The organism is Micromonospora sp. RP3T (genome assembly GCF_003027925.1).
GTDB lineage: Bacteria > Actinomycetota > Actinomycetes > Mycobacteriales > Micromonosporaceae > Micromonospora.
In genome coordinates this window covers 112,256-137,006 of sequence record NZ_PYPS01000008.1, presented here as the reverse complement: position 1 = coordinate 137,006, position 24,751 = coordinate 112,256, and the positions used below count along the sequence as shown (strand labels likewise).

At 71.9% G+C, this 24,751-nt stretch carries 24 protein-coding genes; 15 read left to right on the top strand and 9 right to left on the bottom strand.

What is annotated here, in order from left to right:
• The first annotated feature begins 1 nt into the window (after window position 1).
• From C8054_RS09320 to C8054_RS09300, 4 genes are all read left to right on the top strand, one after another.
• Window positions 2-799, top strand: a complete 798-nt coding sequence (locus C8054_RS09320) for a methyltransferase (RefSeq protein WP_107156342.1) — start codon at window positions 2-4, stop codon at window positions 797-799.
• A 313-nt stretch (window positions 800-1,112) separates the two neighbouring features.
• A complete protein-coding gene (locus C8054_RS09315) occupies window positions 1,113-2,321 on the top strand; it encodes a cellulose binding domain-containing protein (protein WP_199199638.1) in 1,209 nt (402 codons plus the stop codon).
• A gap of 107 nt (window positions 2,322-2,428) precedes the next feature.
• The gene (locus C8054_RS32260) at window positions 2,429-2,626 is read left to right on the top strand and encodes a hypothetical protein (protein WP_199199636.1); all 198 of its coding nucleotides are present in this window, start codon (window positions 2,429-2,431) and stop codon (window positions 2,624-2,626) included.
• A gap of 9 nt (window positions 2,627-2,635) precedes the next feature.
• Window positions 2,636-3,466 (top strand): M23 family metallopeptidase, encoded by an 831-nt coding sequence (locus C8054_RS09300; RefSeq protein WP_107156341.1) that lies wholly within the window; start codon window positions 2,636-2,638, stop codon window positions 3,464-3,466.
• 76 nt (window positions 3,467-3,542) lie between these two features.
• Here C8054_RS09300 and zwf read toward each other — a convergent pair whose 3' ends face one another.
• Window positions 3,543-5,036: a glucose-6-phosphate dehydrogenase gene (gene zwf / locus C8054_RS09295; protein WP_107156340.1), complete on the bottom strand. Its 1,494-nt coding sequence runs from the start codon at window positions 5,034-5,036 to the stop codon at window positions 3,543-3,545.
• A 410-nt stretch (window positions 5,037-5,446) separates the two neighbouring features.
• Here zwf and C8054_RS09290 point away from each other — a divergent pair, with 410 nt between their 5' ends.
• From C8054_RS09290 to C8054_RS09275, 4 genes are all read left to right on the top strand, one after another.
• The gene (locus C8054_RS09290) at window positions 5,447-6,151 is read left to right on the top strand and encodes a tryptophan 2,3-dioxygenase family protein (protein WP_107156339.1); all 705 of its coding nucleotides are present in this window, start codon (window positions 5,447-5,449) and stop codon (window positions 6,149-6,151) included.
• Between the two features lie 69 nt (window positions 6,152-6,220).
• A complete protein-coding gene (locus tag C8054_RS09285) occupies window positions 6,221-7,489 on the top strand; it encodes a tryptophan 2,3-dioxygenase family protein (protein ID WP_199199634.1) in 1,269 nt (422 codons plus the stop codon).
• The gene (locus C8054_RS09280) at window positions 7,486-8,661 is read left to right on the top strand and encodes an aminotransferase class V-fold PLP-dependent enzyme (RefSeq protein ID WP_107156338.1); all 1,176 of its coding nucleotides are present in this window, start codon (window positions 7,486-7,488) and stop codon (window positions 8,659-8,661) included. The genes C8054_RS09285 and C8054_RS09280 overlap by 4 nt, the downstream gene beginning before the upstream one ends.
• Window positions 8,658-9,689: a methyltransferase gene (locus C8054_RS09275; protein WP_107156337.1), complete on the top strand. Its 1,032-nt coding sequence runs from the start codon at window positions 8,658-8,660 to the stop codon at window positions 9,687-9,689. Before C8054_RS09280 ends, C8054_RS09275 begins: the two co-directional genes overlap by 4 nt.
• Window positions 9,690-9,705: 16 nt before the next feature.
• On the opposite strand, the gene C8054_RS09270 is transcribed toward C8054_RS09275, so the two are convergent.
• The 4 genes from C8054_RS09270 to C8054_RS09245 form a co-directional block, all read right to left on the bottom strand.
• Window positions 9,706-10,308, bottom strand: a complete 603-nt coding sequence (locus C8054_RS09270) for a hypothetical protein (protein WP_146179897.1) — start codon at window positions 10,306-10,308, stop codon at window positions 9,706-9,708.
• Between the two features lie 127 nt (window positions 10,309-10,435).
• Window positions 10,436-11,146 carry a hypothetical protein gene (locus tag C8054_RS31975; RefSeq protein WP_158273828.1) on the bottom strand — a complete coding sequence of 237 codons (711 nt, stop codon included), beginning with the start codon at window positions 11,144-11,146 and terminating at the stop codon, window positions 10,436-10,438.
• Between the two features lie 98 nt (window positions 11,147-11,244).
• Window positions 11,245-12,504 carry a hypothetical protein gene (locus C8054_RS09250; protein WP_146179896.1) on the bottom strand — a complete coding sequence of 420 codons (1,260 nt, stop codon included), beginning with the start codon at window positions 12,502-12,504 and terminating at the stop codon, window positions 11,245-11,247.
• Window positions 12,505-12,621: 117 nt separating this feature from the next.
• Window positions 12,622-13,098 (bottom strand): helix-turn-helix domain-containing protein, encoded by a 477-nt coding sequence (locus C8054_RS09245; RefSeq protein WP_107156332.1) that lies wholly within the window; start codon window positions 13,096-13,098, stop codon window positions 12,622-12,624.
• 129 nt (window positions 13,099-13,227) lie between these two features.
• Between C8054_RS09245 and C8054_RS09240 the strand changes: the two genes are divergently transcribed.
• Together C8054_RS09240 and C8054_RS31970 are read left to right on the top strand one after the other, a co-directional pair.
• Complete coding sequence (locus C8054_RS09240) at window positions 13,228-14,067, top strand: SDR family oxidoreductase (RefSeq protein ID WP_107156331.1); 840 nt, start codon at window positions 13,228-13,230, stop codon at window positions 14,065-14,067.
• A 142-nt stretch (window positions 14,068-14,209) separates the two neighbouring features.
• Window positions 14,210-14,371, top strand: a complete 162-nt coding sequence (locus tag C8054_RS31970) for a hypothetical protein (RefSeq protein ID WP_158273827.1) — start codon at window positions 14,210-14,212, stop codon at window positions 14,369-14,371.
• Window positions 14,372-14,457: 86 nt separating this feature from the next.
• On the opposite strand, the gene C8054_RS09235 is transcribed toward C8054_RS31970, so the two are convergent.
• Window positions 14,458-14,841: a hypothetical protein gene (locus C8054_RS09235; RefSeq protein ID WP_107156330.1), complete on the bottom strand. Its 384-nt coding sequence runs from the start codon at window positions 14,839-14,841 to the stop codon at window positions 14,458-14,460.
• 179 nt (window positions 14,842-15,020) lie between these two features.
• On the opposite strand from C8054_RS09235, the gene C8054_RS09230 reads away from it, so the two are divergent.
• Window positions 15,021-16,433, top strand: coding sequence for a hypothetical protein (locus C8054_RS09230; RefSeq protein WP_107156329.1), 1,413 nt, complete (start codon window positions 15,021-15,023; stop codon window positions 16,431-16,433).
• A 51-nt stretch (window positions 16,434-16,484) separates the two neighbouring features.
• Here C8054_RS09230 and C8054_RS09225 read toward each other — a convergent pair whose 3' ends face one another.
• Together C8054_RS09225 and C8054_RS31965 are read right to left on the bottom strand one after the other, a co-directional pair.
• Window positions 16,485-18,776 (bottom strand): NACHT domain-containing NTPase, encoded by a 2,292-nt coding sequence (locus C8054_RS09225; protein ID WP_107156328.1) that lies wholly within the window; start codon window positions 18,774-18,776, stop codon window positions 16,485-16,487.
• Between the two features lie 35 nt (window positions 18,777-18,811).
• Window positions 18,812-19,219, bottom strand: a complete 408-nt coding sequence (locus C8054_RS31965) for a hypothetical protein (protein ID WP_107156398.1) — start codon at window positions 19,217-19,219, stop codon at window positions 18,812-18,814.
• A 180-nt stretch (window positions 19,220-19,399) separates the two neighbouring features.
• Between C8054_RS31965 and C8054_RS31960 the strand changes: the two genes are divergently transcribed.
• The 3 genes from C8054_RS31960 (at window position 19,400) to C8054_RS09205 (ending at window position 22,535) form a co-directional block, all read left to right on the top strand.
• Window positions 19,400-20,311, top strand: coding sequence for a class I SAM-dependent methyltransferase (locus tag C8054_RS31960; RefSeq protein WP_158273826.1), 912 nt, complete (start codon window positions 19,400-19,402; stop codon window positions 20,309-20,311).
• Between the two features lie 13 nt (window positions 20,312-20,324).
• A complete protein-coding gene (locus tag C8054_RS09210) occupies window positions 20,325-20,915 on the top strand; it encodes an AAA family ATPase (RefSeq protein ID WP_199199632.1) in 591 nt (196 codons plus the stop codon).
• Between the two features lie 150 nt (window positions 20,916-21,065).
• Window positions 21,066-22,535, top strand: a complete 1,470-nt coding sequence (locus C8054_RS09205; protein ID WP_233219552.1) for a DHA2 family efflux MFS transporter permease subunit — start codon at window positions 21,066-21,068, stop codon at window positions 22,533-22,535.
• Between the two features lie 78 nt (window positions 22,536-22,613).
• On the opposite strand, the gene C8054_RS09200 is transcribed toward C8054_RS09205, so the two are convergent.
• Complete coding sequence (locus C8054_RS09200; protein WP_107156325.1) at window positions 22,614-23,576, bottom strand: YafY family protein; 963 nt, start codon at window positions 23,574-23,576, stop codon at window positions 22,614-22,616.
• A 56-nt stretch (window positions 23,577-23,632) separates the two neighbouring features.
• Here C8054_RS09200 and C8054_RS09195 point away from each other — a divergent pair, with 56 nt between their 5' ends.
• Window positions 23,633-24,376 carry an alpha/beta fold hydrolase gene (locus C8054_RS09195; protein ID WP_107156396.1) on the top strand — a complete coding sequence of 248 codons (744 nt, stop codon included), beginning with the start codon at window positions 23,633-23,635 and terminating at the stop codon, window positions 24,374-24,376.
• Window positions 24,377-24,751 lie beyond the last annotated feature (375 nt).

Sequence of the window (24,751 nt, the reverse complement as noted above, 5' to 3'; positions counted from 1 at the left end):
CATGGGTTCCCCGGATCACCGCTATCTGCTCGACAACGCCCGGGCCGAGGCGGGTGAGCGGTTCACCTGGCTGGCCGAGCTGTTCGACGGGGTCACGCGTGGGCACTTCGACCGGCTCGGGGTGGGGCCGGGCTGGCGCTGCTGGGAGGTCGGCGCCGGCGGCCCCAGCATTCCCGAGGCGCTGGCCACGGCCGTCGGGCCGACCGGTCACGTGCTGGCCACCGACCTCGATCCGGCCTGGTTGGACCCGCACGGCCGGTACGAGGTGCGCCGGCACGACGTCGTCGCGGACCCGCCGCCGCAGCCCGGCACGTTCGACCTGGTGCACGCGCGGCTCGTGCTCGTCCACCTGCCCGACCGGGCCCGGGCACTGGCGACGATGACGGCGGCGCTGCGGCCCGGCGGATGGCTGGTGGTGGAGGACGCCGACACCGAGTTGCAGCCACTGGCCTGCCTCGACGAGGTCGGCCCGGCGCAGCGGCGTGCCAACCGGCTGCGCCGGGCCGTCCGGGAGTTGCTGACCCGGCGCGGCGCCGATCTGCGCTACGGCCGGACGCTGCCGCGGGTGTTACGGGCGGCGGGCCTGGTCGACGTGACGGCCGCCGGTTGCTTCCCGATCGGCGGCGTGGCCTGCGACCGGCTGGAGGCCGCGACGGTGCGCATGGTCCGTGGCGAGCTGCTCGCCGCGGGGCTGGCCGACGACGTCGAGATCGACGCCCACCTGGCCGCCGTCGAGGCCGGCGAACTCGACCTCACCCTCGCGCCGCTGATCTCGGCGTGGGGACGCCGCCCCGGCTGAGCGGTCGGCCGCACGCCGCTGGCCGGCGAGGACGAGGGCGAGGACGTCCGCGTCGAGCGGCGAGAAACCTCTGCGGATCGGGCCGCGACGCCCGCCGCCCGATCTGGGTCGACCTCGGGTATCTCCCGCAACCCACGGCGCGCGAGTCCCGACAGTCGGGCATCATATTGACACTTATCGTTGCCGCTGTGACAGTGACCGCATCCCGTTCCCGCCCGCGCGCATCTGGATGACCCAGGTCGGTCGAGGCGCGAGCGGCCAACCGCCACCGGCCACCACAGGCAGCGCCGTGGCGACATCCGCGGGAGTGCGCATGAGACGGACATCGAAGATCTGGGCGGGGCTTGCGGCCGTCGTCCTTCCCGTCACCGCGGTGGTGATGGTGCTCGGCGGGACACCGGCCGACGCCGCGGTGGGTGGCTCCGGCCCCTATCCCGCCGACTACGAGACCTCGACCACCCTGGCCAACCACACCATCTTCCGGCCCCAGACGCTCCCGCCCGAACGCCTTCCCATCCTCGTGTGGGGCAACGGCGGCTGTTCGGCCAACGGCCTCTCCCAGGGCAACTTCCTCCGCGAGATCGCCTCCCACGGCTTCCTCGCCATCGCCAGCGGGGCGCCGAACGGGTCCGGCTCCACCACCTCCCAGATGCTCACCCAGTCCATCGACTGGGCCGTCGCGGAGAACTCCCGATCGGGCAGCAAGTACTACAACCGGCTCGACACGTCGAAGATCGCGGTTGCCGGTTTCTCCTGTGGCGGGCTGGAGGCGTACGCCGTCTCCGCCGACCCGCGGGTCACCACGACCGGCATCTTCAGCAGCGGTCTGTTGAACGATGCCGATGACTACCAGCTCAGGCGGTTGACCAAGCCGATCGCCTACTTCGTCGGCGGGCCCAGCGACATCGCCTACCCGAATGCCATGGACGACTGGGGCAAGCTGCCGGCCGGGCTGCCCGCGTTCATGGGCAATCTCAACGTCGGGCACGGCGGCACCTACGACCAGCCCAACGGCGGCGAGTTCGGCCGGGTGGCCGTGCTCTACCTCAAGTGGCGCCTCAAGGGTGACACCGCCGCCGGACGCAACTTCGTCGGCGCCGACTGCGGCCTGTGCCACAGCCAGTGGACCGTCCAGCAGAAGAACCTGACGCTCGACGACGGCCCGCCGCCCACCAGCCCGCCCCCCACCACTCCCCCGCCCACCACTCCCCCGCCCGGCGGCGGGACCCCCGTCTGCACCGCGGTCTACTCCGTCCAGGACCAGTGGAACGGCGGATTCGTCGCCAGCGTCAACGTCACCGCCGGTAGCACCGCCCTCACCGGCTGGCGGGTGACGCTCACCCTGGCCGGCGGAGCATCGATCACCTCGCTGTGGAACGGCGTCGCCAACGGCGCCAGCGGCACGGTCACCGTCGCGAACCAGAGCTACAACGGACAACTGGTCGCCGGCCAGTCCACCAGCTTCGGGTTCCAGGGCAGCGGAACCGGCGGGGGAGCCACCGCCACGTGCGTCGGAAGCTGACGCCTGACGACGCCGTACCGGTCCGGAGCCACACCCGGACCGGTACGAGGTACGCCGGCACGACATCGCCGCGGACCCCGCCGCCGTAGCCGGGCACGTTCGACCTGGTGCACGCTCCGCTCGCCGCGGGGCTGGCCGACGACGTCGAGATCGACGCCCACCTGGCCGCCGTCGAGGCCGGCGAACTCGACCTCATCCTCGCGCCGCTGATCTCGGCGTGGGACGCCGCCCCGGCTGAGCGGTCGGCGGGGACCCCGCCGGCCGGCCGCGGCGAGGCCCTTGCCCTTCGCCGGGCGCAGCCTTAGGTTGCATTGATGATCCTCAGTGGGGAGCCGCGCCCCAGCCCGGCGCGGAATGCCGGCCACGGCGAGCCGGGGTCCGAGGATCTCGACGGCATCGCCTACCTGCGAGGGCTGTCGAGGCGGGGGTTCCTCACCGGCGCCGCGCTGGCCGCGTCCGGGGTGTCGGCCGCCTTCGCGCTGCTGCCCGGCGCCGCCCGGGCCGCGGGCAGCTATCAGCGGCCCTGCGGGAACGTCCGGATCTCCAGTTCCTGGCAGGACCACCGGAACCGGACGCCGCCCTCGGCCGAGCCGGGCACCGACTACGCGGTCGCCACCGGCACTCCGGTCGTGGCCGCGGCGAACGGCACGATCCGTCTCGTGAAGACCGACACCTCCACCGCGACCGGACGCGTGGTGGGGATGGCCCACGACGACGGCAACTACACCCGACACCTGCACCTGTCGAGGATCGCCGTCGCCACCGGGCAACGCGTGTCGCGGGGCCAGACGATCGCCTACTCGGGAGCGTCGGCGAACGGCAGCGACCAGGGTGTCGGGCCGCACGTGCACACGAGTCTCTGGCTGAGCACCGGCAGTCCGACGAATGTCGGCGCCACCACGGATTTCGAGAACCACGTCGGAGACGGCGGCGACCCCAACCCGCCGGACCAGGAGGCAGACGAAGTGTTCATCGCGAATGTGAAAGGCAACTGGTACCTCGTGGTCCCGCAGGGCTCCGGCAAGCCGCGGGCGGTGGTCCTCGGCGGCGACAGCAACGCCGCCGCGTCCGGCCTGCCCGTGCTGAACTTCACCTGGGACCCCTCGATCAACGCGCTCCGGGCCGCCGTCGACGGCATCGGCTGACGCCACCGGGCCCCCGGCCCCGCCCGGTCGAGGCGGGGCCGGGGGCGCGGCTGACCGCCGGTCCGTCAGCGCGGAGCTATGCGGAGTTGCGCCATTTGCGGCCGTGCCGGCCGATGAGCCGGTCGGCGTCGGTCGGCCCCCAGGAGGCGGCCTCGTAGGTGGGGATCGGCGTGTCGTCCTTCTCCCAGTTCTCGATGATCGGGTCGACGATCCGCCAGCACTGCTGCACCTCGTCGCTGCGGATGAAGAGTGACGCGTCACCGATCAACGCGTCCAGGAGCAGCCGCTCGTACGCCTCCGGGGACTCCTCGACGAACGTCTGGTCGTACGAGAACTCCATGGTGGCGGTGCGGACCCGGAACGAGTGGCCCGGCACCTTCGCCCCGAAGCGCAGCGAGATGCCCTCGTTCGGCTGGATCCGCAGGATCAGCGCGTCAGCCTCGAGGCCGGTGAGCTGGTCGGTCGGGATCGGCAGGTGCGGCGGGCGCTGGAACTGCAACGCCACCTCGGTGAGCCGGGCCGGCAGGCGCTTGCCGGTGCGCACGTAGAACGGCACCCCGGCCCACCGCCAGTTGTCCACGTTGAGGCGCAGCGCGGCATAGGTCTCGGTCCGCGACAGCGGGTCGACGCCTGCCTCCTCGCGGTAGCCGGCCATCAGTTCCTCGCGGGTGCCGCCCCGGGTGTACTGCCCGCGGACCGCGGCCTCGGCGATGTCCCGATCGGTGGGGAGCCGGATCGCCTGCAGCAGCTTCACCTTCTCGTTGCGCAGGCCCTCGGCCTCGAACGAGGCCGGCGGCTCCATCAGGGCCAGCGCGAGGACCTGGAGCACGTGGTTCTGCACGATGTCCCGCATCGCGCCGGCCTCCTCGTAGAAGCCGCCCCGGGTGCCGACGCCGAGGGTCTCCGCGACGGTGATCTGCACGTGGTCGACCCAGGAGCGATCCCAGATCGGCTGGAAGATCGAGTTCGCGAAGCGCAGCGCCAGCACGTTCTGGACGGTGTCCTTGCCCAGGTAGTGGTCGATCCGGAAGACCTGGTGCTCGTCGAACGCGCTGTGCACGACGGCGTCCAGCTCCCGGGCCGTGACCAGGTCGCGCCCGTACGGCTTCTCGATGACCAGGCGGGAGAAGGAGCCCTCGCGTGGCCGGTTGAGCCCGACCCCGGCCAGCCCGTTGATCACCGGCTCGAAGGCGCCGGCCGGGGTCGACAGGTAGAAGAGCCGGTTGCCGGACGTGCCCCGCTGCGCGTCCAGCTCGTCGAGGGTCTCGACGAGCCGCTTGTAGGTCGCCGGGTCGTCGTAGCCGCCGGCCACATAGCGTACGCCGCCTCGGAGCTGGCGCTTGCCGGCGAGTTCGCGCCCGCCGAGGGCGCTCTCGGCGAACTGCTCGTCGGTCATCGGCGTACGCGCGACGCCGACCAGCGCGAACTGGTCCGGGAGCCGCTCGTGCCGCGCCAGGCTCTCGACGGCGGGCAGCAGTTTGCGTCGGGTCAGATCACCGGAGGCGCCGAAGATCACCAGCGTGGCCGGCGGGGCACTCCGCTCCTGGATGAGCTGAGATGCGTGGTCCATGGTCTGCGTTCCTCCGGGCACTAGGGGTGTCGGGGTCGGGTGGTGCCGCGCTGCCATGCCTGAGATTGTGCGACTGATGCGGTCGTGCCGGGGCCACGCGACGTTGCTCCCTTGGTCGAGGGACCTGAGCGTCGCATGCCGCGGTGAGGGGCCGGCGGCTCGGTGGCGGGTTCGGTGCGCCGCGGTGGCCCCGCCCGGACGTCCGGCCGCACACCCGCACGCCGTCCAGCGGCTTAACGAAAAAGAAACACCCTGGCCACCAATTTCGAGTAAAAACCGCCTGATCCGCCAGTCAGTGAAGTGGTCGATTCGAAGTGGACCCGAATGCTGGCGCATCGTCTTTCGTCATTGCATAATGGCTCCGCCGCACCGCCACTCCCGGCGTGCCGACGCCGAGTGGAGGGCCATCCTTGAAGCGCGACAAGTCGCCCGTACTACCCGGGTCCGGCACCACCGACTACGCGCGTTACATGCGCACCGACGTGCTGCTCGGACTGCAACGGAAGCCGGACGAGGTCATTCACCGCGACGAGTTGCTGTTCCAGGTGGTGCACCAGTCCAGCGAACTGTGGTTCAAGCTGGCCGCCGCCGAGGTGACCGAGACGGCCGCGCGGGTGGCCGTCGGCGACCTGGCCGGGGCAGCGGCCCTGCTGGCCCGGGCCACCCTCGCCGTACGCCTGGTCACCGACCAGTTGGAGATGCTGGGCCACCTGTCCCCCGCGGACTTCCAGGCGATGCAGCCCGCGCTGGGCAACGGCTCCGGCGCCGAGTCGCCGGGCTGGCGGCACGTCCAGGCGGCCAGCCGGAAGCTCGACCGCGCCTTCGCCGACCACCTTGCCGCGCACGGGACCACCGCGGCGGACCTGCGACCGGCGGACCGCACGGATCCGACATGCCGGCTCGCCGAGACGATGGTGGAGTGGGACGAGCGGGTGGCGTGGTGGCGGTTCCGGCACTACCAGGTGGCGCTGCGGGTCGGGGGCCACGCTCCGGCGGGCGCGCCGAACAGTTCGGCGACGGTGCTCGCCCGGCTCGTCGAGCACCGGTTCTTCCCGGATCTGTGGCAGGCCCGACTCCACACCCCCGACGGCAGCCCCGGGACCGACCCGCTCTGACGGCCCGCGTCCGACGCAGGGTCTCCGGTGCACCTGCGTGACAGTTGTCCTCACCCCGAAGGGCTGCCCGTGCGCGAATTGACCAACTGGTTGTCCGGAACGACGGACCCCCGCACTTTTCCCTACGCGGTGGTGCTGCGAGAATTCCACCGGGTCGGCAAACACTTCGTCGACCCGCGACTACTCGAACTGCTCGACGGAGCGCGGCAACGCCTCGCCGCCCCCGAGCGGACCGGCAGCGGTGCGACACCCGGGCTCCTGGACGACTTCCTCGACGCCACTCTCGACAAGTGGGACGGGCGATACGACTACCGCAGTTATCTGGCGCTGCGTCTGCTGCGGTTGCCGGCCGGCGAGGACGAACCGGTCGCGACCGCAGGCGACGACACCACCACGCGGCGCGACCGGGACCGGTTGTTCGTCCGGCTGGTCGCCGACGCGGTGGCGTTCGAGGTCACCGCCGCCCGGGGTGCCGCCGACCTGTTCCCGCTCCGGCGTCCCGCGTGGGCGGTGGTGGCCAAGCGCTGCCGGCTCGGCACCCGGGCCGCCGCTCCCGCGCTGCTGCGCCTCGGCCACCCGACGTGGCCCGACGACACCGCACCGGCTGATGCCGCGGTCGCCCTGCACACCGTCGCCGCTACCCTCGATCCCCCGTCGGACCTGTCGCTGCGGTTGAGCATGCTGCCGGTGCACGTGACACACGACGAGTACCTGTTCATCCGGGTACTACAGGCCTACGAGTGCCTGTTCGCCGCACTCGTCGACGAACTCGACGCCACCGTCACCGCGCTCGCCGACCTCCGGCCGACCCCCGCAGCCGACCGACTGGCGTACGCCCGCCATCTGCTCGACGACGCCGGTCCGTTGTTCTCGCTGCTGGCGACCATGCAGCCGGATTCGTTCCGGACGTTCCGGCAGTACACCGAGGGGGCCAGCGCCATCCAGTCCCGCTCCTACAAGCGGGTGGAGTCGCTCTGCCGGACCCCGCTCCAGGGCCGGCTGGACTCGGTGGCGTACCTGTCGGTTCCGGAGGTGCGGGCGCGGGTCCGTGCCGGCCGGGCGACGATCGACGAGGCGTACCGCGCGGCCGTGCGCGACGGTCGGCTCGACGGCCCGGACCGGCGGCTGGTGGCGCGGCGGATGGAGGAGTTCGCCGCCGCCCTGCTCCGGTGGCGGCGCACCCACCACCGCATCGCCACCCGGATGCTCGGGCCGCGTTCCGGCACCGGCTACACCGAGGGCACGCCCTACCTGGCGGCGGTCCGGGACATGCCGGTGTTCACGTCCGTCGACCGCCGGCCCGGCCCGTTCGAACCGGTGGGAGGGCAGCGCGCATGAGCCCGTACGAGTCGGGACCCGGCAGCCCGCCCCAGTGCCTCGACGAGGCCACGCACGCCGCGCTGCGGGCCGAGTTCCCGGTGCTGCGCACCTGTGTGTACCTGAACAGCAACTCCACCGGAGCGGTGCCGGCCGGGGCGGAGACCGTGCTGCGCGACTACTGGGAGACGCTGTGCACCTGGCGCGACGACGTCTGGCAGGGCTGGCACGTCGGCCTCGACCGGTACGCCCACTCGGTGGCCCGCCTGCTCGGCGCGCCACCGGGCAGCGTGGTCACCGACGGGAACCTCAGCACGCTGCTGGCCCGGGTGGCCTCCTGCTTCGACTACCGTCCGCCCCGCGACCGCGTCGTCACCACCGACCTGGAGTACCCGACGGTCCCGTTCATCTTCCGGGCGTTCCGCCGCTACGGCGCCCGGCTCGAGGTGGTCGGCGACGGCGGACCCCACCTCGACCAGGACGCCCTGGAAGCCCGTCTCGACGAACGGACGCTGCTGGTGTGCGTGTCGCACGCCAGCTTCACCTCCGGCGCCACGGTCGACCTGGCCCGCCTGGTCGCCCGCGCGCACGACGTCGGCGCGCTCGTCGTCGTCGACGCCTTCCAGACCGTCGGAGTGGTGCCGCTGGACGTCACCGCCCTCGGCGTCGACATCGTGCTCGGCGGCGCGCACAAGTGGCTCTGCGGTGTCGGCACCGCCTTCCTCTACGTCCGGCCGGAGCTGGCGTCGACGCTGGAACCAGCGGCCACCGGCTGGCAGGCCGGGGACCGGGCGTTGACGTTCCAGCCGTCCGACGGATGGGCGGCCGGCGCGCAGCGGTTCGCCGGCGGCACGCCGTACCCGCTCACCGCCCTGATCTCGCAGGTCGGCCTCGACCTGCTGGCGGGCATCGGCGCCGACGCCGTCCGGGCGCACTCGCTGGTCCTCACCGGGCGGGTGCTGGACCGGGCCGCGGCGGCCGGGATCCGTGTGGTCAGCCCCACCTCGCCCGAGCGTCGCGGCGGCGTGGTCTGCCTGGACGTCCCCGACGGCGAGGCGGTCAAGCGCCGGCTGGCCGCCCAGGGGCTGATCGGTAGCTGGCGCGGCCACCTGCGGATCGGACCGCACGTCTACAACACCCTCGACGAGGTCGACGCGTTCATGGACGCGCTGACGAAGGAGCTGCCCCGATGACCGTCGCCCTCTCCCCACGGGCGCTGATGAGCCTGCTCGCGAACGGCCCGAAGGCCATGGACGTGCTGACGACCGCGTTCGACACCGGGCTGCTCGACGCCCTGGAGCCCGGCCCGGCCCGCCTCGACGCGCTCGCCACGCGGTTCGGGATGCGCCCGTTGCGGCTGTACAAGTTCCTCGACTGTCTGGAGAGTCTCGGCCTGCTGACCCGGGAGGCGTCCGGCGACGACATCGGCGACACCACCTACCGGGTCCTGCCCGGGTTGCGGGACACGGTCGCCGCGGTGGTCGGTCCGGACGCGGTCGAACGGGACCGCGACCGTTACCCGTGGCGGCTGCTGCACGGCCGGCTCACCGAGAGCCTGCGCGGCGAGGTCAGCATCGGCGACGACGACTTCGCCTGGCCGCCCCGGACCGACGCCCAGACCGCCGAGTTCGAGCGCAGCATGGCCGTCGGGCTCGGCCCGGTGCGCGAGAGCGTCGGGCGGCACGCCGACGCGCTCTGGTCGGACCGCCGCCGCCTGCTGGACGTCGGCGGCGGCGACGGCACGCTCGCCGCGCACATCCTGGACAGCGCGCCCCACCTGCGGGCCGACGTCTACAACCTGCCCGCCGTGGCACCCCTCGTCGCGGCCACCCGCGTCGCCCGCGGCCATCCGGACCGGCTCGGCTTCGTCGGCGGCGACTTCCTGGCCGAACCGCTGCCGCCCGGCTACGACGCGCTGTCCTTCGTGCGCGTCCTGCACGACTGGCCCGACGACGTCGCCCGCCGCCTGTTGGAGCAGGCGTACGCCGCCCTGGAGCCGGGCGGGCTGATCGTGATCAGCGAGGAGTTCCGCACCCCGGACCGCCTGGCCATGCAGTTCTTCTGGAGCTACTTCCTCATCGGGGTGGACACCTGCGTCAGCCGGCTCCGCGAGACGGACTTCTACACCACGCTGCTCGCCGAGATCGGCTTCGCGCGAACGGCGGTGCTGCCCGGCACCTGGGAGCTGATCATCGCGTACAAACCGTCCACGGCGGGTTGACCCGGGCGTCCCTTCCTCACGCCGGCACGCCGGCCACGGCGTCGGCGACGTTGCCCTGGTAGCAGGTCGTCGTGGAGATGGCGGGAGCCGTCTTCGTCGGGCCGTAGACGACGTACCGCTGGCCGGTCTGCGCGTTGCGGCACTGGATCTGGACCCGGTAGGTGCCGGTGTCGCACTGGGCGGTGCCCCGGCCGTAGTAGTGGTTGCTGCCCTCGTGGACCCACTCCGCCCAGGAGACGCAGCCGGTCACGCCGGTCGTCGGCAGTGGATCGTCGACGGGGTACACGCCCTCGGCGACGTTGCCGCTGTAGCAGGTCGTGGTGGCGGTGCCGGGCGCGTTCACCGCGTACCCGCCGTAGACGACGTATCCCACCCCGGTCTGGAGGTTGCGGCACTGGAGCTTGACCTTGTATCGGCCGCTGGTGCACTGCACGTTGCCCCGGCCGTAGTAGTAGCTGTTGCCGCCCTCCTGCACCCACTCCACCCACGTCGTACAGCCGGAGGCCGCGGCCTGGGCGCTCAGGTCGACCCGGGTGGTCGCGCCGGCAGGGGCCGGCGCGGCCAGGACGGAAAGGCCGAGCATCGTCGTCGCGATCAGCGAACGCGCATACCTCGTCACAGACGCCTCCTGAAAGAGTGGACGGACGTCGATACTACAACTGATCGTGAACGCTCGATCAGGTCTGCGTGACCGGTGCCCGGGTGGGACCAACCCCCACGGGTCGGTCCCACCCGGGCGGCACGGCTCAGGGGGTGTACGGGGTGTCGGTGTGGCTCAGCTCGGTGACCGTGACGCCGGAGAGTCGGTAGACCGTGGTCCGCCTCGTGTCGAGCTCGGCCATGCTCGCGTCGTCGGAGCGGGTCAGCCAGACCACTGTGGCCTTCTGCCCGGCGATCCCGATCGAGGTGACCGGGGTCCGGTCGCCGAGGTCGACCACCGTGCGGTAGGCCGGCTTCCCGGCCGCGTTGTGCCAGAAGACGACGCTCCAGAACTGGCCGGTCCCGCCGGTGCGCACCACCACCGCGCGGGCGGCGTCGGCGGCCTTGTCGCCGTCCAGGTCACCGATCGCACAGGGCTTCTGGAGTGCGACGCCGGTGCCGTCCTCACCGTTCCAGATGCCGTCGAGCAGCGGAATGTGGTCGGTGTGATCGTAGAACGGCGCCTTCGGGCTGCCCAGGTCGGCGCCGGTGACCTGACCGCAGGTCAGCGCCGGGACGGCCTTCGGCGGGGCCGGTTGCGGCTCGCTCGCCGGCTTCGCCGGCGCGGACGCGGCCGACGTGGGACTGTCGGCGGTCGGCGCGGACGAGGTGGCGTCCGGGGTCACCTCACCGGCCGGGGCTGCGGCAGGCGCGGTGACGGTGGTGGTGGCGGTGGAGACGGGGCCGGAGTCGCCGGCGCACCCGGTGGAGAATCCGAGCAGGGTGAGGGCGACGACGATCGGCAGGGTCCGGCGCATCGGCGGGCGGTGTCCTCTCTGAGATGGTGCCCGCACCGTACGGAACCGGCGCCACCCCACCGGTTCCGTACGGCGCCCCGCGGCATGCCCCTCCGGGATCAGGCCGCTGGTCGCTCGTCGTCGGGGGTCACCAGGATCATCCGGCGACGCCGGGCAGCGAGGAACAACACGCCGCCGGCCGCCAGCGCCGCGACGCCGATGCCGCCGATCAGTCCGGCCTGTGGCCCGGTGACGGGCAGTCCGCCGTCACCGCCGCCGACGCCACCACCGCCGTCCGCGTCGCCGCCGTCACCGTTGCCGCCGTTGCCGCCGCTCTTCGCGGCCAGCACCACGGCGAACCCGTCCCGGTTGTCGCTGCGGTCCACGTCGGCCACCCGGGCGGCGACGGCGTTCGCGGGCAGTTCGGCTTGCGCGGCCTTGGCGCGGTCGTCCGTCGACCGCTCGGCGAGGCCCTCCACCCGCACGGTTCCGCCCGGCAACGTCGCCGGCGCGGTGGCGGACGCCGCGGTCGTCACCAGGTTGTACAGCTCGACCGCCGAGTAGACCGTGTCGTTCGGATCGGTGTCCTCGACGGCCGGCACCAGGGTGAGGCCCGGGTAGGTGCAGACCGCCGACCGCCCGGCGTCGGCGAGCACACACTGGGTCGGCGGCCTGGTGAAGGTGACACCCGCGGGCAGGCGCAGCGTGACCCGTACTCCGCTGACGGCCTTCCGACCCTGGTTGGCGATGGTGTGCCACACCGCGCCCGTCTCACCGGGGTTCAGCGTGCCGGTGGGCTGGGGCGTGCCGCCCGCGCCGATCCGCACGGACTGCTTCACGTCCCGGGCGACCACCGAGAGGTCGGCGCTGGGCTGGTCGACCAGCTCCAGCGGGAACCATCTGGTGTTGTCGGCCGGATTCGCGTCCTTCTCCGGGCTGATGGTGACAGTGGCTTCGAACCTGCCCTGGTACGGCCCGGCCGCACCGAAGACGGTGGCGTCGATGGGAACGTCGACGGTTTCCCCCGGCCCCGGGATCAGCTCCGGCACCAGTTCGCAGTAGAAACCCCCGAAGTCACCGTCGCACTCGCCCACCCCACCCGAGTGCCAGATCAGGGCGACCGGCAGGGGCTCCGGGAGGCCCTCCGGTGGCTGGCGGACCCTGATGACGACGTTGCTCGGGGTCTCGTCCCCCCGGTTGCTGATCTTCAGGTGGAGAACCTTCTTCTCGACCCCCCGCGTGATCCTCGTCCCGGACGCGTCGACCGCGAGGTCCGGCCCCTTCTTCGCCGCCTCGGCGGGACCGGCGGGGACAGCCACCCCGGCGAGGAGGAACAGCGCGGCGGCAGTTCGCGACAGCCGCCGACGACCACAGCTCATGGCACTACCCCTTCAGGACGTGCGGACAGTGTGGCTGAGAACACTATCGGCAGTCGGCTTCCGCCGGTGTCCCGCACGCGTGGCGGCCCGAGTACCTCTCCATGTCGCCTCGGCGGCTCAGTCCGGGCGATCCGCGTCGGCCGCGGGCGCACCCGGGCCGGGCCGGGTGGCCACCTGGTCGGGGTGGAGTTCGGCGTGGCAGGCGCCGCAGCGGTAGGCGGCCCGTACCGGCCCTCCGCAGCCGTCGTGCACCAGCAGCCGGGGCGGACCGGCCGGCTCGGGATAGTGGCGGTCACCCCACCACATCAACTGGGCGACGATCGGCGTCAGCTCCCGGCCCTTGGCGGTGAGGTGGTACTCGAAACGCTCGGGTCGCTGCTGGTAGGCGCGGCGTTCCAGGACGCCCTCGGCGACGAGGAGGCGGAGTCGCTGGGTGAGCACGGTCCGGGTGACCCCGAGGCTGGCGACGAGCTCGTCGAAGCGGCGCCGGCCGACCAGGACGTCCCGGAGGATGAGCATGGTCCAGCGCTCGCCGACCACCTCCAGGCTGCGGGCGAGCGAGCAGGTCTGGTGCGCGTAATCCTGGCCCAGCATGAGGCGGCCAACCCTACACCCAGTGAGTTGCGTGAAGCGACTCACCGATCCTACGGTGAGTCGCGTGATACTACTCGCTCGGTGTCCGGCATCCGGCGAGCCACCTCTGCCGGAAGGGCGACCTCCGCCATGACCACATCCGAGACCCACCCCACCCCGGCCGCCTCCCGCAGCCGCGCCCACCAGCGGTTCCTCGAACGGTACGGTCCCACCGCCCTGGTCACCGGCGCCTCCTCCGGTATCGGTCGGGAGATCGCCCGCCGCCTCGCCGAACGCGGTCTCGATCTGGTGCTGGTCGCCCGCCGCGAGTCCGAGCTGCGGGAGCTGGCCGCCGACCTCACCGCGCGGCACGGCATCGACGCGCAGGTGCTGCCGCTGGACCTGGCCCGGCCGGAGAGCCTCGACGCGCTCGCCGCCGCGACCGCCGGCGCCGACATCGGTCTCTGCGTCGCCGCCGCCGGCTTCGGCACCTCCGGCCCGTTCATCGCCGCCGAACTGCCCCGCGAACTGGAGATGCTCCAGGTCAACTGCGCCGCGACGCTGGCCCTGAGCTGGCTGTTCGGCCGACGGTTCGCGGACCGGGGCCGCGGTGGGATCATCCTGCTCAGCTCCATCGTCAGCTTTCAGGGCGCGCCCAACGCGGCGAACTACGCCGCCACCAAGGCCTACGTCCAGACGCTGGCGGAAGGGCTGCACGCCGAACTCAGACCCCACGGGGTCGACGTGCTCGCCTCCGCGCCGGGCCCGGTCGCCAGCGGCTTCGCCGACACCGCCGGCATGCGCATGGGCAGGACCCTCACCCCCGAGGACGTGGCGCAGCGGTCACTCGACGCGCTCGGCCGCCGACCCACCACCTTCCCCGGCCTGCTCTCCCGCATCCTCAAGGACAGCCTCGCCCCGCTGCCGCGCCGGGCCCGCGTCCGCGTCATGGGTGGGGTCATGGCCGGCATGACCAGGCACCGCCGCTGACCTCGGTGGAACGTGCCACGGCATCCACCGATCGGCAGCTCCAGCCACACCACCACCGCTCATTGTCGGACCCTGTTGGTAGAACCTGCGCGACCCGGATGGTCCGCTGAGGGTGGCCGTCCAACTCACGTAGGAGGAGAGCATGGATCCGAAGGCGCTCATCGTCAGCTTCGCTGCCGGCGCCGTGGCCACCTGGGCCACCGGGAAGATCGTGAAGGAGCTGAGGATTCCTGGCTACGCGGCACCACTCGTGGGCACCGCTGTCACCATGGTCGTCAACAACGCCGTCAAGCGTTTGCGGTAACGACCGGCGGGCCGCTCTGGTGTGGATCTGCGGCGGCGTGCGCTGGCCGCGCCTCCACCATGGACCGCTTCCCGTAGAGGTTCCGCTCAGCCCATCCCGAGCGTGGCGGTGAGCCTCGCGATCGTGGTCGGGGCGCGGGGGTCGCGGGCGATCTCGGCGAGGATGTCCCGGGCGACGGGCCGGTGCATGACCTCGGCCGGCGCGGTGCGCTCAATCTCGGTCACCATGCGAGCCGCGTTGCCCGCGTCCCCGGCTTCCAGGTAGGCGCGAGCGACGTCGAGCAGATGCGCGGCGCGGTGCTCGGCGGGCAGCCACCGCCAGCCGGGCCGCGCGACGGCCTTCTCATGTCGGACGACCGCCGCTCGGGCATCGCCGACTTCGACGGCTGCGGCGGCGCGAGCCAGGTCGACGGCGGTGGGACCGAACCCGGTGCGGTGATGGTCGTAACCGTCACCGACCCGCTGTGCCATGCCGGGGCCTCCGCCGCCCGACCGGCAGCAGATCAACCCTCGCTGACTTTCTGCTGACCTTTGCGCGTCGACTGCCTCCCGTGCCGGCCCTGCCACGGTGACCGCCTCCGTCGGTTACCCGACTGACGCCTCGTACGCGCGGGCGTCCACTTCGGACCGGCGACGACTAGGGTGCAGGCGTGTCCCACGGCGAAAGCTACGAGCAGGTCCCCTCCCATCTGTGGCACTACGCGAAGGACCAGGCTCTCCTGGCGGAGGCGGCCGGCGAGACGAGACGTCTCCTCACCGAGTTGGCGCGCGACGCCAGCATCGACGTCCACCTGGTGGAGGCGCGCGCCAAGACGCTGACCTCGTACACGGACAAGTCCCAGAAGACGAACGAGGACGGCACACCGAAGTACACCGACCCCGCCGCGCAGATCCATGACTGCGTGGCGGCCCGCGTCATCGTCTACACCACTCGCGCCCGCAACGACCTGACGAACCTCATCGTGAGTCGCTGTGAGTACCGGGAGTGGGTGAATCCCGGCAGCAAGAAGAACAACGGGTACGACAGCGAGCACATCGTCATCACCGGCGTCACCGATCCGAGCGCCCAGCAACGCTATCCGTCCCTGGCGAAGTACCTCGCCAAGTACCGGGGCCTGGAGATCCAGGTACGCAGCGTGGCGGGTCACGCCTGGGCGGAGTACGAGCACGACATCCGGTACAAGTCCGGCGCGTACCGGGACCTGACGCCCGCCGACAAAGGGCTGGTGGATCAGTACTTCGTCGAGGCCGGCGGAATGCGCCGGTACATGGACAAGATCTTCGACGAGATCGAGGAGCTGCTCCGGCCGCAGGACGCCGGCGACGGCACACCGGTCGGCGAGCCGGTGATCGGGGTGGACGAGCCGTCCCCGGAGGCGCTCGACCCGACTCCGCTGGGCGTGGGCACCCTGGGGGAGCTGATCGCCGCCCGCTTCCCGGACAATGAGCCGGGCGACCCGTCTTCGCTCGCCGTCCTCGTCGCACAACTGGCCGAGCTCGACGTGACGACGATCGGTCAACTGGAAGCGGCGCTGTCCAACCTCGAAGAGGAGCAGGTCGCCCGGCTGATGGACTACCCGTCCGAGACGACCCGGGTCCGGCGGTTGGACGACGAGTTGCTCGCGGTCTTCCTCGACCGCTACGTCGACGCCGCCGATGACGCCGACCGGCGGCAACTACTGCGCCTGCGGCTGCGCCGCGTACACGGCCGGTTCACGATCTACTCGCTGGAAGGGCCGGATTTCACCCGGCGACCGGTCGCCGCCGCGCGCGCCGTACGCGATCTTGTGGAATTCGTGGCCGCGCGCGAGGGCATCGCGGCGGCGATCATCCCCGGTGCCGTCGGCGCGGACCCGGGGTCCGTGCCGCCCGGATACTTCCCGAGGGAGGTCCAGACCTCCGCCGGGCCGGTCCACGTGGCGACGAATCTGTCCCGCTCCTACGCCGAGAGCCTGATGGGCAGGCTGGTCGCCCGGGTTCCCGGTTCAGGCCTTCGGGTCACCCGGGCCGGCGATCTCCTGTTCGAGGCGCCCCCGGGAGACGCGGCGGGGGATCCCGTCTGAGCTGAGGGCCGGGCTTGACCGTCCGGGACTGTCGGGAGGCCCCGCTCCGGCTCACTCGGCGCCCCAGCGCACCGCCGCGTCCGGCACGACCGAGCTGACCATGCTCCGTACCGCTTCCGGACCGAGATCCGCGGTTTCGAGTTCCAGTCGACGCAGGAGGACGTCGGTGACGCGGTCGCCGCCCGGGCTGTACTTCGCCGCGCCGAGCGCCGCCTCGTACATGAAGATGCGCTCGTCTGCGGACTCGACGTCGGAGTCGAAGAGAATGCGCCACAGTAGACCGGCGAGGGTCGTCCCGATGGCAAGGTCGTCATCGAGGGCGGTCAGTGCGCCGAGACTGGCCCACATCGCGGACAGGCTGTACAACTGGTTCCGCCGGGCACCGTTGGACTCGAGGAGGATCGCGGCTTCCCGGAGGGCCCGACCTGCCTCACTGCGAGCGGGGAACGCGAGGTGGCGAAAGAACGGGAAGTCGCGTGCCGGTCCGGTGTCGGTCGAGTACTCGCTTTCCCACGGGAGTGCCGCGTCCAGGCTGACCGGTTCGTCGTCCGCCGCGTGAAGCCAGGTCTCCGTCACGTGGTCGGAGTAATACCCGCCACCAAGGTACTCATACTCCAACTTTCGGGTGACCTGGATGGTGTCGACCAGCGCCGACCAGTCCGCCTGTGGGAGCTGGGTGCGCCAGAGCCCGGCGAGGCGCTGCCAGGTATCCAGCCCGATCGCCGCCGCGACGTCGACCGGGCTGCCTGCCGCCGTCAGCACCAGCAGGAACGCCAGGTTCGCGGAATGATGGGCCAGCCGTCGCACCGGGTCGGGGGCATCCGTCGGCGGGATGGCGAATGCGCCCCGGAGTTGGGCGGACAGCTCCCGGCGGAGCTCCCCGAGCACGGCCGGATCGGTACGCCGGAGGGCCGCCCGGAGGAAGCCGGTGATCGGACCGCTGCGGAACAGCAGGCCGGACGAGGTCACCACCCGCAGGAGGTCGGTCTCCCGGTCGACGAGCGCGGTGCGCACGATGTGCGCGACGAAGAACTCGCCGAAGGTGGCGTGCAGGAACTCGTAGGTGGCCGAGGTCCTGCCCGACGCGAGCAGCGCACGGGAGGAGTGGACGAAGAAGAACCGGCCGATGACCTCTTGACCGGCGGACTGGCCGCCCGCGGCCGGCGGCGCGGCTGGCATCAGCGCGGCCATGTCGCCGTCGAGTTCGGCCTCGGTGATGATCTGACGGCCTCGGATGTGCATGCCGGTCGCGACGATGCCGAGCTTGCGCAGCTCCGTCCGGATCGCCGCGGCGCGGTCATCGCCCCGCAACGCGGGGGACCGCTTGGCAACCTCCCGGGTGACGAAATCGGTGAGCACCCGTTCATACAGCTCGGTCAGGTCCAGCTCGGTGTCGTCCCGCTGCAACGCGTTGTCGGCGGCGTCGTAGAGCGCGAGCATCATCAACAGCAGCGGGTAGCGGGCGAGGTCGGGGTACCGCAGCACGGTGGCGACCCGCAGCGTCCGCAGGCCGCGCGACCGCAGGTGGGGTTCGTTGCTGTGGTTCCACACCGTCAACCAATGCTCGACCTGCCGGTCGTCGAACGGCTCCAGGCGGGCCACCGTGGTCCGGGGTGGCAACTCGGCGCGGGTCAGCGCGTTGATCCGGCTGGTGATCACTACTGCGGTCGGTCGGCCGTTGTCCCGTTCGCGTCGCTGGAACTCCCGGACCGACTCGACGTATCTCGCCTGCACCACACCACCCGCATTGACCAATTCGTCCAGTCCGTCCAGCACGACCACCACCTGGGTACCCGCGTGGGCGCCGGCCGCGTCCGGCCAGCTCGTCCGGATGCCGGTCTGCTGGTAGAGGGCCTGCTCGATCTGCTCCTGCACGGGCGCGGTGGCGACGACGGCGCGCAGTTCCACCAGGATCACCAGGGCGCCCTCGGCGGCGAGCTCCGCAACGCAGAAGCGAGCGAAGGTCGACTTCCCGGATCCCGGGTGGCCGACCACGACGAGCGGCCGGTCCGGCGCGTTCTCGCCGCGCAGGTGAGTCCGGACGTACCCGAGCAGGTCGACCACCGGTTCCCCGACCCAGGTGGTGTCGAGGGCGAGTCGCACCTCGGAGAACCGGGCCTGCTCGATGACGCGGCAGGTGGCCGGCACGAACAGCGCCCGCAGGGTCGGTGCGACGGCCCGGCCCTGAATGTCCTCCGGGTCGAGCACCGGCCGGTCGAGGGTCCGGCGGTAGTAGCCGGCGAGACGCTCGGGCGACAGCGGAGCCGCTGTGCCGGCGACCGCGCGCCCGTGCATGGTGACCGGCCCGAGAAAGACGCCCGTCGGGCCGTAGTGCCGGATCACTGAGGGGTCGGTGTCGACGCCGGGGGCACGTGACCCTAGGGTGCCGCCGGCGGCGTCGGGGGGACTGGTGGCCCCTGGTGGAACGTGACGGGGGCGTGGAAGGCGCCGATGGCGCCGTAGTTGCTCGCCACCGTGACGTCGACGGAGTTCGCCCGGTCTGCGGCCACGAGCGCCAGCAGACGTTGCGCCGCCCGAACCACCTCCTGGTCCTCGGCGGCGCCGGAGTCGAGCAGGTCCGGCCCGAGGCGCGCCTTCCACACCCCCGCCTCGGTCTCGTCCACCTCAAGAACGTCCGGCTGGTCGGGACGCCGGACGCGCAACCGGTCCCGCAGCGTGGCCTTCAACCCCGCGTAGGCGTCGCGCACCGCCGCGGAAGCCGACTCCGTCATCCCGGCCGTCGCGCCGGCCGCCAGCGCCGCCACGATCACATCCACACCCGGCATGGCCACTCCTCGTCGTCGTGGGCATCCATTGTGCCCTCTCTACGCCCGCCCGGTGCTCGGCCTCCCCGGCGGCACGACCGGTGCAGAACAGGGGACGCCGGACCCACCGAAGCCGGGTGCGGTCTCACCGGACGGCTCGACCCAGGCCCCGGAACCGAGCGGCGGGGCTACGCTGACCCGGTGGCGCCGGACAAGTGGGCACGGTGGCTCCTGACCCGCCGGGACGGCGACAGCGCGGGGCTGCGCGCCCGCCACGCGCGGGATCTGGCGGCGTTCCGGGACGGCGTCCTGGACGGAGCCGCCCTGGCGGCCGACGACGTGGTCCTCGACGTGGGCTGCGGGACCGGGCTGATCGGGTTCGGCGCGCTGGATCGACTCGGCCCGGACGGTCACGTCATCTTCAGCGATGTCTCACCCGATGTGCTCGACGAGTGCCGGCGCACCGCCGGCGGTGACGGTCGGTGCAGCTTCGTGGTCGCGCCGGCCGACGACCTCACCGGCATCGCTGACGCCTCCGTCGACGTCGTGACCACCCGGTCGGTGCTCATCTACTCCGACCGCAAGGCCGCCGCCTTCGCGGAGTTCCTCCGGGTCCTGCGGCCGGGCGGGCGGATCTCCCTGTTCGAGCCCATCAACCGCTTCGCGGAACGGCTCCGGCCGAATGATCTGTTCGGCATCGGCAGCTCGCCCGTGCACGACCTGGTCGCCAGGGTCGGCGACGTCTACCGGAGCGGGGATGCCACCCGAACGATGATGGACTTCGACGAACGTGACCTCGTCGACTGGGCGACGGCTGCCGGCTTCGAGGCGGTGGAACTGGACTACCGCGCGAGGATCGACGTGCCCGCCGACCCGATCGAGGACTGGGAGGCACTCAAGCGCGTGGCGCCCAACCCCCTGGTCCCCACGTACGGCGAAGCGATCGCCGCCGCCCTGACCGACGACGAGCGCGCACGTCTCGACACGTACATGACCGCCCTGGTCGCGGCCGGCACGCCCACCCGGCGCACGATGGCCACGGCGTTCCTCCGCGCCCGGCGTCCGCACCCTGCGACGGCACGGCGTCGAGCAGCACCGGGAGTGGGCGCCTAGCAGAGGGGACGACGTGAGCAGCAGGTACATCGTCATTACCGGCGGCCCCGGAGCCGGCAAGACCACGCTGATCGACAGCTTGCGGCGTGCCGGTCACGCCTGCGTTGACGAAGCGGGGCGACAGATCATCCAGGACCAGCTGTCGATCGGCGGCCATGCGCTGCACACCGGGGACTCACGACTGTTCGCCGAGGTCATGCTCAGCTGGGAGATCCGCTCCTACCGCCAAGCCAGCCGGCATCCCGGACCCGTCTTCTTCGACCGCGGAATCCCGGACCTCGTCGGCTACCACCTCCTACTCGGCCAGCCCGTCCCCGCGCACGTGACAGCCGCAGCACGGCTGTTCCGCTACCACCACCGTGTGTTCGTCGCCCCGCCCTGGCCGCAGATCTACACCACCGACAACGAACGACACCAAGACTTCGCCGAAGCCGTGCATACCCATGACGCGGTGGTCGCCGCCTACACCCAACACGGCTACGAACTCCACACCCTGCCCCGAAGCGACATCGCCTCACGCGTCAGGTTCATCCAACGGCACACCGCAGCCATCGCCGCTGCATCTCCCCCGCCAGCGCCACGAGCACACCGGCATGAGGGGTGACGCCGCCGTGTCGTCCTGACAGCATCAGGCAGACACCGGCGTTACCGGCGACCACTCCGCCGCCAGGGGAGTTGCATCGTGGATCCGGCAGTGAGGGCATCCGGGGCCGAGTCGGGCCTGACGTTTTCGAGCGCGTCCGGGCGGTGGACGGTGGCCGCAACGGTGCTCGGGTCCGCGATGGCCTCGATCGACGCGACAGTGGTCGGTATCGCGCTGCCAGCGATCGGCCGGGAGTTCGAGGCCGGGCTGGCCACGTTGCAGTGGGTGGTCATCGGCTACACGCTGACCCTGGCCGGGTTGCTGCTGGTCGCCGGGGCACTGGGAGACCGGTACGGGCGGCGGCGGGTGTTCGTCGTCGGGGTGGTGTGGTTCGCTGTCGCGTCGCTGTTGTGCGCCGTCGCGCCCACCGCCGGGATGCTGGTGGCGATGCGTGCGCTGCAGGGCGTCGGAGCCGCCCTGCTGACCCCGGGCAGCCTGGCCATCCTGCAGGCCGCCTTCACGCCGGCCGACCGCAGCCGCGCGATCGGCGCCTGGTCCGGCCTGGGCGGCGTGGCGACCGCGGTCGGCCCGTTCGTGGGCGGCTGGCTGGTCGCCGTAGGGTCGTGGCGGCTGATCTTCCTGATCAACCTGCCGCTCGCCGCGCTGGTCGTGGCCGTGGCGCTGCGGCACGTACCCGAGTCTCGTGACCGGAACGCCGTCGGCAGCATCGACGCCACCGGCGGCGCACTTGTCACAGTGGGGCTGGTCGGCCTGACCTACGGGCTGATCCAGGGGCCGAGCGCCGGCTGGACGCACCCCGTGGTGCTGGCCTCGGTGGTCGGTGGCGCGGCGGCGCTGGCCGGCTTCCTGGCCTGGGAACACCGCTCGGCGACGCCGATGCTGCCCCTCGGATTGTTCCGCTCGGTGCGGTTCAGTGCCACCAACGCGATCACCTTCATCGTCTACGGTGCGCTCGGCGGCGCCCTGTTCCTGCTGCCCATCCAGTTGCAGCAGGTGAGCGGGTACACGCCGTTGCAGTCCGGCATCGCGCTGCTGCCGGTCACGTTCATCATGCTGCTGTTGTCGGGGCGTTCCGGCGCGCTCGCGGCCCGCATCGGCCCGCGCGTGCAGATGAGCGTCGGCCCGGTGCTGGTCGGTGTCGGCCTGGCCCTGCTCGTGCGCGTCGGCCCCGGCGGCACGTACGCCGCCCAGGTCCTGCCGGCGGTGATCGTGTTCGGGTTGGGCCTGGCCACCACGGTGGCCCCGCTGACCGCGACCGCGCTCGACGCGGCGCCGGCCCACCAGGCCGGCATCGCCTCGGCGGTCAACAACGACGTCGCCCGTGCCGCCGGCTTGATCGCCGTCGCGGTACTGCCCGCGGCCGCCGGCATCACCGGCGGTGAGTGGCAACAGCCGGCCCGGTTCTCCGCCGGTTTCCACACGGCGGTGCTGATCTGCGCGACCCTGTGCCTGGCCGGTGGACTGCTCGCGGCGCTGACCATCCGCCGGACGACCGGCGCGGCCGGCGCGGTCCCGACCACGCACCTGGTGCACTGTGCGCTGGACACACCACCGACAGCACCGGTCGGCCGGCCGTCCGCGACCGGCGCCGGCCGTCGGCCCGGCAGCCGCCGCTGGTGAGCTTGCGCGGTACGCGCGCCTTCGCGTCGGACGCGGACGTGTGGCACCCGGAATCGACGCTTCACCGCCGGGAACTGTCTACCCTCCGGCGTTGGCGGCGGTGAGCAGTCGGGCGGCCAGCGCCCGCACCTTGTTCTTGAGTTCGTCCGGTCGGTCGATCGTGAAGGACCAGCCGAGCCCGGCGAGCATCTGTGCCGCACCGTCGAGCCGTTCGACCCGGGTGGTGAGGCGTACGCCGTCGGGCACCTCGGTGAGCGTGCCGACCGACGGTGGGATCCGTCGCTGTGCCTGCTCCAGACTGGTGTGCAGCAGCACGGACATCTCGTGCGCGTACGGCACGGCTGCCAGACCGGAAAGGACCTGTGTGGTGGGGTCGAAGCCGGCCGGAATGTCGAACCGGCCCTGGGTGGGGCGGGCCGTCCCGATGCGGTCGAGCCGGAACGTGCGTACCGCCCGGCGGTCGTGGTCGTGACCGGTGACGTACCACCGGCCGGCGTGGAAGACCAGCCCGTACGGGTCGAGCTGCCGCTCGCCGGCCCGGCCGTGCCAGCTGGTGTAGGTGATGCTCACCGGTTGCTGGTGTCGGGCCGCTTCGGCGAGCACCAGCAGCACCTCGATGCCGGGCGGGGCGGGCTTCCGGACCGGTGCGGTGAAGTCCACGGTGTCCAGCAGCGAGTCGATCCGCCGGGCGAGGACGGCCGGCAGTACCCGGCGGATCTTCGCGGTCGCGCTCTCGGCGGCCGCGCCTTCGGCGGTGACCAGCCCGGCCCGGGTCGCGGCGACGAGCCCGAGCACGACGGCGACCGCCTCCTCGTCGGTGAGCATGAGTGGCGGCAGCTTGTATCCGGGCGCGAGCCGGTACCCGCCGTAGCGACCGCGCCGGGCCTCGACCGGGATGCCGAGGTCGGCGAGGTGCGCGGCGTAGCGGCGGACCGTGCGCTCGTCGACGCCCAGCCGACCGGCCAGATCAGCGACGGTGAAGCCGCCGCCGGCCTGGAGGATCTCCAGCAACGCCAGGACACGGGCGGTGGGCCGGGTCAAAATCGACCTCCTCATCCGGGCGGAATCTGTCCGGTATTGATCGTAGCGTGCACGGCATGACGACATTCGTACTGGTTCCCGGGTTCTGGCTCGGCGCGTGGGCCTGGCGCCCGGTCACCACCGCGCTGCGTGGGTACGGCCACGAGGTGTACCCGCTGAGCCTGACCGGACTGGGCGAACGCGCCCACCTGGCCCGCCCGGACACCGACCTCGACGTCCACGTCACCGACGTGGTCAACCTGCTGCGTTACGAGGACCTGCACGACGTGGTCCTCGTCGGGCACAGCTACGCCGGCGCGGTCGTGACGACAGCCGCCGCTGACCGCATGACCGACCGGATCGCCCAACTGGTCTTCGTCGACACCGGCCCGCTGCCCGACGGGGCGGCGAACGACGACTTCAACCCACCCCAGGAGCGGGAACGCAACGCGGCGGTGGTCGCCGAACACGGCGACGGCTGGCGGCTGCCTCCCCCGCCCTGGGCCGACCTGGCGGCGGGAGCAGCAGATGTGGACGAATCGGTCGTCACACTGCTCCGTGAGCGGTCGGTGGCCCAACCGTGGGCGACCGCCACCACCCCGGTACGGCTCACCGGGGCGTGGGAGAAGCTGCCCCGCCTCGGCGTGCTGTCGAGCTTCACCGCCGAGCAGGCACGCGGGATGGCCGCCACCGTGCCGCTGTGCCGGCACCTGGCCGGCGACTCGTGGCGGTACGAGGAACTGCCGACGTGGCACTGGCCGATGCTCAGCCGACCGGCCGAGCTGGCCCAGATCCTGCACCAGGCCAGACCGGCCGCATAGCTCGCGGTGCCCGGGCGACCACGCACCGAGGCCACCCGGGCACCGTTTTTCGGCACCCTGCTCGCCCATGCCGGCCAACGGACCCGACTCGCCGCCGTTCTGATCCGTAGGCAGATGACCAGAATCAATGTGTTTATCAGACATCGGCGCCGGCACACGCAGCCGATGCTCAGTACTAACCCGATAACGACAAACACCACGCTGGTCGGGAATTGCGGCGTGCCGCCATCCCACGAAAGCCGATGCGGCGGCGGGGTCGACGGACACGCCAACCGCTTCAACTCGTCGGGATCGTCACGGCCGGCCAAGCACCACCGGAGACCCGCTCTATAACGGCTGATGACGTTGATATTAATTCTGCCCTGCTTTGTTTGG

Bases quoted from the DNA above. Each gene is read 5' to 3' on its own strand.
- C8054_RS09320 (WP_107156342.1), top strand. From the start codon at position 2: ATGGGTTCCCCGGATCACCGCTATCTGCTCGACAACGCCCGGGCCGAG.
- C8054_RS09315 (WP_199199638.1), top strand. From the start codon at position 1,113: ATGAGACGGACATCGAAGATCTGGGCGGGGCTTGCGGCCGTCGTCCTT.
- C8054_RS09300 (WP_107156341.1), top strand. From the start codon at position 2,636: ATGATCCTCAGTGGGGAGCCGCGCCCCAGCCCGGCGCGGAATGCCGGC.
- zwf (WP_107156340.1), bottom strand. From the start codon at position 5,036: ATGGACCACGCATCTCAGCTCATCCAGGAGCGGAGTGCCCCGCCGGCC.
- C8054_RS09280 (WP_107156338.1), top strand. From the start codon at position 7,486: ATGAGCCCGTACGAGTCGGGACCCGGCAGCCCGCCCCAGTGCCTCGAC.
- C8054_RS09275 (WP_107156337.1), top strand. From the start codon at position 8,658: ATGACCGTCGCCCTCTCCCCACGGGCGCTGATGAGCCTGCTCGCGAAC.
- C8054_RS31975 (WP_158273828.1), bottom strand. From the start codon at position 11,146: ATGCGCCGGACCCTGCCGATCGTCGTCGCCCTCACCCTGCTCGGATTC.
- C8054_RS09250 (WP_146179896.1), bottom strand. From the start codon at position 12,504: ATGAGCTGTGGTCGTCGGCGGCTGTCGCGAACTGCCGCCGCGCTGTTC.
- C8054_RS09245 (WP_107156332.1), bottom strand. From the start codon at position 13,098: ATGCTGGGCCAGGATTACGCGCACCAGACCTGCTCGCTCGCCCGCAGC.
- C8054_RS09240 (WP_107156331.1), top strand. From the start codon at position 13,228: ATGACCACATCCGAGACCCACCCCACCCCGGCCGCCTCCCGCAGCCGC.
- C8054_RS31970 (WP_158273827.1), top strand. From the start codon at position 14,210: ATGGATCCGAAGGCGCTCATCGTCAGCTTCGCTGCCGGCGCCGTGGCC.
- C8054_RS09235 (WP_107156330.1), bottom strand. From the start codon at position 14,841: ATGGCACAGCGGGTCGGTGACGGTTACGACCATCACCGCACCGGGTTC.
- C8054_RS31965 (WP_107156398.1), bottom strand. From the start codon at position 19,219: ATGCCGGGTGTGGATGTGATCGTGGCGGCGCTGGCGGCCGGCGCGACG.
- C8054_RS09195 (WP_107156396.1), top strand. From the start codon at position 23,633: ATGACGACATTCGTACTGGTTCCCGGGTTCTGGCTCGGCGCGTGGGCC.